Here is an 8257-nt window from a genome sequence, read left to right on the forward strand (position 1 = left end):
GCTGGAGCGGGCCCAGGCCCGCACGGGCGCCGCGGCCACCTGCCTGGGCGTGCTCGCCCAGGGGCTGACCGTGGCGGGGGTGGTGCTGGTCGCGCAGGGGGCGGGCGCCGGCTCGGTGGCGACCGCCGTACTCGCGCTGACCTCCCTGGTCTCCTTCGAGCCCCTGCTGCCGATGATCACGGCCGCCGAACGCATGACCGGGGTGTCCGCAGCCCTGCGCCGCCTGCGGGAGGTCCGCGCGACCCCGCCCGCCGTCGCCGAGCCGGCCCACCCGGCGGCCGTCCCCGGCGGCCCGCTCACGGTCGAGGTCGAGGACCTGGTAGTCCGCCACGCGACGGACCGCGCCCCCGCCCTGAACGGCGTCTCCCTCACCCTCACCCCCGGCAAGCGGGTGGCGGTCGTCGGCCCCAGCGGAGCGGGCAAGAGCACCCTGCTGGCAGCCCTGATGCGCCTGGTGGAGCCGGAGTCCGGCGCGATCCGGCTGTCCGGCTCCGGGGCGGACGGCCGTCCCGGACCCGGCGGCGGTGACGCGCCCGGGACCGGGAAGGCCGTCGATCTGCGCGACCTGCCCTCGGACGAGGCCCGGCGGATCATGACGGGCCTGACCCAGGACCCGTACGTGTTCCAGGCCTCGTTCCGCGACAACCTCCGGCTGGCCGGGCCCGAGGCGGACGAGGAGGCGCTGGCGGAGGCCGTACGGCGGGCCCGGCTGGCGGACTGGGCGGAGCGGACCGGGTGGGACACCGTGCTCGGAGAGGACGGGCGGACGGTCTCCGGCGGGCAGCTGCAGCGGCTCGCCCTGGCGCGGGCGCTGCTGAACGACCCGCCCGTGCTGCTGCTCGACGAGCCGGCCGAGGCGCTGGACGAGGAGACCGCCGACGCGCTCATGGCCGACCTGCTGGACGCCACCCGGGGGCGTACGACCCTGCTGGTCACGCACCGGCTGCGCGGCCTGGAGGAGGTGGACGAGATCGTCGTGCTGGAGAACGGCTCGGTCCTGCAGCGGGGCACCCACCGGGAGCTGGTGGACGTCCCCGGCTACTACCGCGACCTGTGGCGGTCGGAGGCCCTGGTCTCCCGGGGATAGGGCCGGTCCGGCCCGGGCTCGCGACGCCGCGGGCGGTGAGTCCCGTACGGGGGTCAGCGGGTGGACAGCTCCTCCCGGCGCGACAGCAGGAAGGCGCGTTCCGGGTCGGTGCCGACGGCCTCCAGCGCCCGGCTGTAGGCGTCCAGGGCCTCCCGGTCCCGGCCCAGGCGGCGCAGCAGCTCGGCCCGGGTGGCGTGGAGCAGGTGGTGGCGGCCCATCGTCCGGTCCAGTCCGTCGAGGAGCTCCAGCCCGGCCTCGGCCCCGTCGGCCTCGGCGACCGCCACGGCCCGGTTGAGCCGGACCACCGCCGACCCGGTCACCTCCTCCAGCCTGCCGTACAGCCGGGCGATGGCGGGCCAGTCGGTGTCCGCGGCCCGCTCGGCGACCGCGTGCTCGGCCGCGATCGCGGCCTGCAGCAGGTAGGGGCCGGGGAATCCGCCGGAGCCGCCCGGACGCACCGCCTCCAGCAGGGAGAGCGCCTCACCGATCTCCTCGCGGTGCCAGCGCGAGCGGTCCTGGTCGGGCAGGCGGACCAGCTCCCCCGACGGGCCCAGCCGGGCGTCCCGGCGGGCGTGGTGCAGCAGCATCAGCGCCAGCAGCCCGTCGGCCTCCGGGTCGGCGGGCAGCAGCTCGCGCAGCATCCGGCCCAGCGCGATCGCCTCGGCGGCGAGCTCGGCGCGGATCAGCCGGTCTCCCCCGGTGGCGGCGTACCCCTCGGTGAAGACGAGGTAGACCACGGCCAGCACCCCGTCGCGCCGCTCGGCCAGCTCCGGCCCGGCCGGGATCCGGTAGGGGATGCCCGCCTGGGCGATCTTCTTCTTCGCCCGGGTGATCCTGGCGGCCATGGTCGCCTCGGAGACCAGGAACAGCCGGGCGATCTCGCGGGTGGTCAGGCCCCCCGCGCAGCGCAGGGTGAGGGCCACCCGGGCGTCCATGGACAGCGCCGGGTGGCAGCAGGTGAAGATCATCCGTAGCCGCTCGTCGGGGACGGCCGCAGGATCCGGCCGCTCGTCGACGACCAGCAGCGGCAGTTTCCTGGCCGCGACGGCGTCCCGGCGGAGCCGGTCCAGCGCGCGCCTGCGGGCCGTGGTGAGCAGCCAGGCGGGCGGGTTGCCGGGCTCCGGCGGCCAGGCGGTGACGGCCGCGGCGAAGGCGTCCTGCAGCGACTCCTCGGCCAGGTCCATATCGCGCAGCTCGGCGGTGAGCAGGGCGAGCAGGCGCGCCCAGTGCCGCCGGTACGCCTGCTCGACCGCTGTCACGCTCACCCCTGGTATTCGACCACGGGACGGATCTCCACGATCTCCTCGGGGCAGGCCGTGGCGAACTCGATCGCCTCGTCCAGGTCCCGGGCCTCCACCAGGTAGAAGCCGCCCAGGTGCTCGGCGGTCTCGGCGTAAGGGCCGTCGGTGTGCAGCGTCCGCCCGCCGCCGGTGCGCACGGTGACGGCGGTCGTGGAGAAGTCCAGCTCCTCCCCGCCGAGGTAGGCCCCGCGGGCGGTGAGCATGTCCGTGAACCGGCCGTGCGCGGCGGAGACCTCCTTGATCTCGGCCTCGGTGGCGGCGGCCCACCTGCTCTCGTCGCCGTAGAGCAGCAACGCGTACTTCACGGCGCCGTCACCCCCTGTCCGGGACGGGGCGGATCTCCACGACGTCCGACGGGCAGGCCTCGGCGAACGCGATCGCCTCCGCCATGCTCGCGGCCTCGATCGTGACGTACCCGCCGATCTGCTCGACCGCCTCGGCGTAGGGACCGTCGGTGATGACCACCTTTCCCCCGCTCTTCCTGACCGTGGTGGCGGTGGCGGAGTGGGCCAGCTCATTGCCGCCCCGGCCCGCGTTCCCGGCCGCCAGCATCTCCTCGAAGCGACCCCACCGGGCGTAGATCTCCTCCCGCTCGGCCGGACCGGCCTCCGCCCAGGGCCTCTCGTCCCCGGCGGCCAGCAGCACATATCTCATGGTGTTCCCTTCCGATGTCGTCCGGCGGATGCCGTACGCACTCCCATGACGTACGGCACCCGCCGGAATCGACAGATCCCGCAGGGAATTCTCGCGGCGGGACCGGCGCCGCCGGGCCGCGGCCCGACCGCCGGAGGACGATTCGTCCGGTCAGGGGGTTGAGTTGGCGGAGCAATCTGGTTTACAGTTCAAACCAAGAGTTTGAAACACAAACCGATTTGGACCGCCAAGGAGAAGGCCGTGGACGACGAGCGGGGGCTGAGCCCGGAGGAGACGCTCCGGCTGATCGAGCAGCAGGGCTCCGCGGCCCACGACCGGTTCGTCCCCGACCCGGTCCCGCACTACCTGGCGTGGGGCGTCGCCTGGCTGATCGGGTTCGGCGTGCTCTTCCTCCGCCGGGGGCCGTCCGGCACGCCGTACGTCGAGGTCCCGGAGGCCGTGGCACTGGCACTGCTGTTCGGGTTGATGGCCCTGGCGATGCTGATCAGCGCGCTCACCATGTGGCAGTTGCGCAGCCCCGTCCGGGGCGCGTCCCAGCAGCGCGGCATGATGTACGGCTTCTCCTGGTCCTTCGCCTTCTTCGCCATGTCGGCCATCGCCGCCCGGGTCGGGGCCCTCCTTCCCCCCGCGGAACAGGAGCTGCTCTGGGCCGGCCTGTCGATGCTGGTGGTCGCCATCCTCTACATGGCGGGCGGGGCCGTCTGGCTCGTCCGCCCGATGTTCGTCTTCGGCGCGGCGCTGGCCGTGCTCAACACGGTCGGCGTGGCGGCGGGGCCCGGCTGGCACGCGCTGCTGATGGCGGTGGGCGCCGGAGGCGGATCCATCGCCGCCGGACTGCTGGTCCGCCGGCAGGTCCGCCGATGACCCCCGAGCTCGACCCGGTGATCCACGCCCAGGCCCGGCTCCGGGTGGTCGTCACGCTCAACGCCCTGGGCGAGGGGGACAGCATCACCTTCCCCGGGCTGAAGGACCTGCTCGGCATGACCGCGGGGAACCTCTCGGTGCACCTGGGCAAGCTGGAGGAGGCCGGATACGTGGAGATCGTCAAAACGCACCGCGGCCGCACCCCGGTCACCTACGTCGCCCTCACCCGCCGGGGCCGCCTGGCCTTCGAGGAGTACACCGCGGCGATCCGCACCCTGCTGGACACGACCTCGGCGCCGCCCCCCGGCGCCTGACCACCGTTCGACATTCGAGAAAGGAAGGTCCCGCGATGGCGGAACCGACGATGGCACTGGGCGTAGGACCGGGTGCGGCACCGAGCGCGGCACAGGATCCCGGCGCGGAGCCGGAGCAGTCCCTGGTGCGCGCCGTGGAGGTCACCCGGCGCTACGGGGACGTGACGGCGCTGGACCGCGTCTCCCTCGGCGTCCGCCCCGGCGAGCTGGTCGGGCTGCTCGGACCCAACGGGGCGGGCAAGTCCACACTGATCAACCTGTTCTCCGGGCTGCGCAGGCCCACCTCGGGCCGCGTCGAGCTGCTCGGCGGCTCCCCCGCCGATCCGGTACGGCGGCGCGCCATCGGCGTCACACCGCAGGAGACCGGGCTGCCGGCGACCCTGCGGGTCGGGGAGATCGTGGACTTCGTCTCCGCCCACTATCCGCGCAGCGTCGAGCGGGGCGCCCTGCTGGAGCGGTTCGGCCTGTCCGGGCTGGAGCGGCGCCAGGTCGGCGGGCTCTCGGGCGGGCAGAAGCGGCGGCTCGCGGTGGCGCTGGCGTTCGTCGGCGACCCCCGGCTGGTCTTCCTCGACGAGCCGACCACGGGGCTGGACGTCGAGGCGCGCCGGGCGCTGTGGGACGCCATCCGGGACTTCCACGCCGACGGCGGCACCGTGGTGCTCACCAGCCACTACCTGGAGGAGGTCGAGGCGCTGGCCGAGCGGGTCGTGGTCATCGGGCGGGGCCGGGTCCTGGCCGACGGCACCACCGAGCAGGTGCGGGACATCGCCGGTGTCCGCCGTGTCACCCTGACGGCCGGCGACCTGCCCGAGCTGCCCGGGGTCCTGCGCACAGAGCGCGAGGGCGGCCGCACCCACCTGCTCACCTCCGACGCCGACGCGCTGGTGCGCGAGCTGGTCCGCGCCGGCGCGCCCTTCTCCGGCCTGGAGGTCCGCCCCACCTCCCTGGAGGAGGCGTTCCTGACCATCACCGCCGGGTCCGAGGCCGCCTGACCCGGACCTCCCGGCCACCCCGCCACCCGGACCTCCCTGCCGCCCGGCCACTCCTCCCCCCGAACGCACGCCGGCTCCTCCCGGCCGCCCCGCTCCCCGTGTCCGCTCCGCTGGAAGCCCTTCCGACCGCGCCCGCCACGGTGCGAGCCGCCCTCCGGCCGTCCCCCTTCTCCGAGAGAGGCCCCATGTCGCTCCTTCTCACCCATACCCGGTATCAGTTCATGGAGACCATCCGGGTGCCGATCGCGCTGATCGGCAACGGCTTCTTCCCCGCCGCCTCGATGCTCTTCTTCGTGGTCCCCTTCGCCGGAGGCGATCCCCTCGGGGCGACGCTGGCCTCCGCGTCGATGATGACCTTCGCGGTGATGACGGGCAGCCTGTTCACCCACGGCACGGGCGTCTCCGCCGACCGGGAGCAGCCCTGGGACCCCTATGTCCGCACGCTGCCCGCCGGGCCCTGGCCCCGGCTCGGCGGCCGGGTCCTCAACGCGCTGCTCTTCACCCTCATCGGGGTGCTGCCGGTGCTCGTCATCTCCGCGCTGTTCACCGAGGCCACCGTCACCCCGGGGCGGCTCGCGCTGGGGCTGGGCGCCCTGGTCGTCGCCTCGATCCCGTTCCAGCTGCTCGGTCTCCTCATCGGGTACGCGCTGCCGTTCAAGGCGGCGCTCGCGGTCGTGCAGCTGATCTTCCTGCCGATGGCGGTGGGCGGCGGCCTGCTGACCAACCCGGTGGACGCCCCCGCCTTCATCGACGCGATCGCGCCCTTCCTGCCCACCCGGGGCGCGGTCGAACTGGTCTGGGCCGCGGTCGGCTACGGCTCCCCCCGGCCGCTGACGATGGCCATGTTCGCCGTCTGGACCGCCGCCGCCGGGGCGCTGGCGGTCTGGGCCTACCGCCGCGACGAGGGCCGCCGCTTCTCCTGAGCCCTCCGCGCCGCGCTGCGGAGAACGAGACCCCTGAGCGACCCGGACGACCCGGACCGTCCGGGATCTCCGGAAAGACAGGTGAGCCCGCCGCCCCGCCGCCCCTCGGCGGGGCGGCGGGCTCAGGCCGTGCCCTGACCGGGCACGGGCGAGCCCTGCCCGTCCCGGCGGTCCCGCGCCCGGAACGCCGCCGCCTTGGCGCGGTTGCCGCAGCCGCGCATGTCGCACCAGCGGCGGGAGCGCCGGTGCGAGGAGTCGACGTAGAGGCGGGTGCAGAGGTCCGCCTCGCACTCGCGGATCAGCGCGGCGCGGGGACCGCCGAGCAGTTCGACGGCGTCCCGCGCCGCGGTGGCCAGAGCGGCTCCCAGATCACCGGTCCGCTCCAGCCCGCCGTCGTCGCGCAGCCTGACGCCGACCGGCGCCCGTCCGGCGGCGCGGTTGAGCAGTTCGCGGTCGGCCGCCTCGAACGGGGAGCCGTCACGGGCGGCGGACGCCAGCCGGTAGATCGCCTCGCGCACCGTCGCCGCCCAGGCCAGATCCTCGTCGCTCACGGCGGGCTCGGCGTCCAGGAGCCGTGCGGCGACCGTCCACCGGGCGAGATCCGCCGGCGTCTCCAGCAGGTCGACGCGTCCGGTCCGGCGCCGGCCCACCGTCCCGGCCAGGTCCAGGCCGAGGTTCCCACTCACGAAGGTGAACTCCATCGCTCCATCGTAACCGCATTGACAGGTTATTTCGCGGACTGCCAGAGTGATTAACCGTTGATTACGGTTACTCCGCAGGAGGAATCCATGGCGCTCCCGGCCCCCACCGGCACGACCGCCGCGCCCGCCCGCGCACCGCGGCGGTACGGCCCGCGCCACCGCTGGACCGTGCTCGCCGTGGGCGTGGCCGCGCAGGCGAGTTTCTCGGCGATGTTCTCCGGCATCCCGGTCACCGGGATCACGATGCGCTCCGGTTACGGGCTGTCCACCGGCACGCTCGGCCTGGTCCTGGGCTGCCTCGGGCTGGGCGTGGCGGTGTCCGACATCGTGTGGGGGCTGCTGACCGACCGGTTCGGCGACCGGCGGATCCTGCTGGCCGGGCTGGTCTCCACCGGCGCGCTGCTGGCGCTGATGGCCGCCGCCGTCACGCCCGGCGACCAGGCCGGGGTTCCGCTGCTGGCCGTGTGCATGCTGGCCGCCGGGGCGCTGGGCGGCAGCGTCAACGCCTCCTCCGGCCGGGCGGTCATGACCTGGTTCACCGACGGGAGCCGCGGTTTCGCCATGAGCATCCGCCAGACCGCGATCCCGGCGGGCGGTGCCGTGGGGGTCGTCCTGCTGCCGTGGCTGGCCGCGGCGTACGGTTTCCGCGCGGTCTACGCGGTTCCGGCCGTGTTCTGCCTGCTGTCCGCGGCGGCGGCCTGGCGCTGGCTGCACGGACCGGACCGGTCGCCCGCCCCCGCGGCGGACCGGGCCGGACCGGGACGCTCGCCCCTTCTGCGCTGGGACGTCTGGCGGCTGGCCCTGGCCAGCGGCCTGCTCACCGTCCCGCAGATCGCCGTGCTGTCCTTCACCGCCATCTTCCTCCACGACGCCAAGGGCTCCGGCGTGGCACTGGCCAGCCTGACCGTCCTGATCGCCCAGCTCGGGGGCGGTGCGGCGCGCATCTGGACCGGCAGGTACAGCGACCGGCGCGGTGACCGCCGCACCGTCATCCGCGGCATCGGGATGCTCACCGCGCTGGCCATGGCCGGCGCGGCCGTCCTCACCCACGCGCCCACTCCGCTGACCGTCACCGCCCTGGCGCTCGGCGGCCTGCTGGCCAACGCCTGGCACGGCGTCGCCTACACCGAGATCGCCGCCATGGCGGGCGCGGACCGGGCGGGGACCGCCCTCGGCCTGGAGGGCACCACGATCTTCGCCGCCGCGTTCCTCACCCCGCTCCTCATCCCCGCGGTCCTCGCCGCCGCCTCCTGGGAGGCGGTATGGGCGCTGGCCGCCGTGGCTCCGCTGCTCGCCGTCCTCCTCGCCCCCGGCGGCCCGCGCTCCCCGCGCCGATGACCCTCCGGCCGGGTCCGCCGCGCGAGGAGCGGCGGACCCGCTCACCCGGCGTTCCGGCCGCCCGCAGCGCGAGGAGCGGCGCC

10 protein-coding genes are annotated in these 8257 nt (G+C 74.9%); 6 read left to right on the top strand and 4 right to left on the bottom strand.

Annotated elements, in window-relative coordinates:
* Positions 1-1087: amino acid ABC transporter ATP-binding/permease protein (locus ACWJ6R_RS24965; protein ID WP_449064563.1), on the top strand; the 1087-nt coding region annotated here is incomplete at its 5' end.
* Positions 1088-1140: 53 nt separating this feature from the next.
* On the opposite strand, the gene ACWJ6R_RS24970 is transcribed toward ACWJ6R_RS24965, so the two are convergent.
* Genes ACWJ6R_RS24970 through ACWJ6R_RS24980 form a run of 3 tightly spaced genes read right to left on the bottom strand, consistent with a single transcriptional unit; the run spans position 1141 to position 3042 of the window.
* Positions 1141-2352, bottom strand: a complete 1212-nt coding sequence (locus tag ACWJ6R_RS24970) for an RNA polymerase sigma factor (RefSeq protein WP_449064564.1) — start codon at positions 2350-2352, stop codon at positions 1141-1143.
* Positions 2349-2693, bottom strand: coding sequence for a YciI family protein (locus ACWJ6R_RS24975; protein WP_449064565.1), 345 nt, complete (start codon positions 2691-2693; stop codon positions 2349-2351). The genes ACWJ6R_RS24970 and ACWJ6R_RS24975 overlap by 4 nt, the downstream gene beginning before the upstream one ends.
* A gap of 7 nt (positions 2694-2700) precedes the next feature.
* Positions 2701-3042, bottom strand: a complete 342-nt coding sequence (locus tag ACWJ6R_RS24980) for a YciI family protein (protein WP_449064566.1) — start codon at positions 3040-3042, stop codon at positions 2701-2703.
* Positions 3043-3282: 240 nt separating this feature from the next.
* On the opposite strand from ACWJ6R_RS24980, the gene ACWJ6R_RS24985 reads away from it, so the two are divergent.
* The 4 genes from ACWJ6R_RS24985 (at position 3283) to ACWJ6R_RS25000 (ending at position 6135) form a co-directional block, all read left to right on the top strand.
* A complete protein-coding gene (locus tag ACWJ6R_RS24985; protein WP_449064567.1) occupies positions 3283-3906 on the top strand; it encodes a hypothetical protein in 624 nt (207 codons plus the stop codon).
* Positions 3903-4220, top strand: a complete 318-nt coding sequence (locus tag ACWJ6R_RS24990; RefSeq protein ID WP_449064568.1) for a transcriptional regulator — start codon at positions 3903-3905, stop codon at positions 4218-4220. Before ACWJ6R_RS24985 ends, ACWJ6R_RS24990 begins: the two co-directional genes overlap by 4 nt.
* A gap of 35 nt (positions 4221-4255) precedes the next feature.
* Complete coding sequence (locus ACWJ6R_RS24995) at positions 4256-5212, top strand: ABC transporter ATP-binding protein (RefSeq protein ID WP_449064569.1); 957 nt, start codon at positions 4256-4258, stop codon at positions 5210-5212.
* A gap of 185 nt (positions 5213-5397) precedes the next feature.
* On the top strand, positions 5398-6135 hold the full coding sequence (locus tag ACWJ6R_RS25000) for an ABC transporter permease (protein WP_449064570.1): 738 nt from the start codon (positions 5398-5400) through the stop codon (positions 6133-6135).
* A gap of 122 nt (positions 6136-6257) precedes the next feature.
* Here ACWJ6R_RS25000 and ACWJ6R_RS25005 read toward each other — a convergent pair whose 3' ends face one another.
* Positions 6258-6836 carry a CGNR zinc finger domain-containing protein gene (locus ACWJ6R_RS25005; RefSeq protein WP_449064571.1) on the bottom strand — a complete coding sequence of 193 codons (579 nt, stop codon included), beginning with the start codon at positions 6834-6836 and terminating at the stop codon, positions 6258-6260.
* Positions 6837-6923: 87 nt separating this feature from the next.
* Between ACWJ6R_RS25005 and ACWJ6R_RS25010 the strand changes: the two genes are divergently transcribed.
* Entirely contained in the window at positions 6924-8174 is a 1251-nt protein-coding gene (locus tag ACWJ6R_RS25010) for an MFS transporter (protein ID WP_449064572.1), read from the top strand.
* The last annotated feature ends 83 nt before the right edge of the window (positions 8175-8257 follow it).

The sequence above is a fragment of the Planomonospora algeriensis genome (genome assembly GCF_977012225.1).

Coding starts and splice junctions, on each gene's coding strand:
- ACWJ6R_RS24980 (WP_449064566.1), bottom strand. CDS start 3,042: ATGAGATATGTGCTGCTGGCCGCCGGGGACGAGAGGCCCTGGGCGGAG.
- ACWJ6R_RS25000 (WP_449064570.1), top strand. CDS start 5,398: ATGTCGCTCCTTCTCACCCATACCCGGTATCAGTTCATGGAGACCATC.
- ACWJ6R_RS24995 (WP_449064569.1), top strand. CDS start 4,256: ATGGCGGAACCGACGATGGCACTGGGCGTAGGACCGGGTGCGGCACCG.
- ACWJ6R_RS25005 (WP_449064571.1), bottom strand. CDS start 6,836: ATGGAGTTCACCTTCGTGAGTGGGAACCTCGGCCTGGACCTGGCCGGG.
- ACWJ6R_RS24990 (WP_449064568.1), top strand. CDS start 3,903: ATGACCCCCGAGCTCGACCCGGTGATCCACGCCCAGGCCCGGCTCCGG.
- ACWJ6R_RS25010 (WP_449064572.1), top strand. CDS start 6,924: ATGGCGCTCCCGGCCCCCACCGGCACGACCGCCGCGCCCGCCCGCGCA.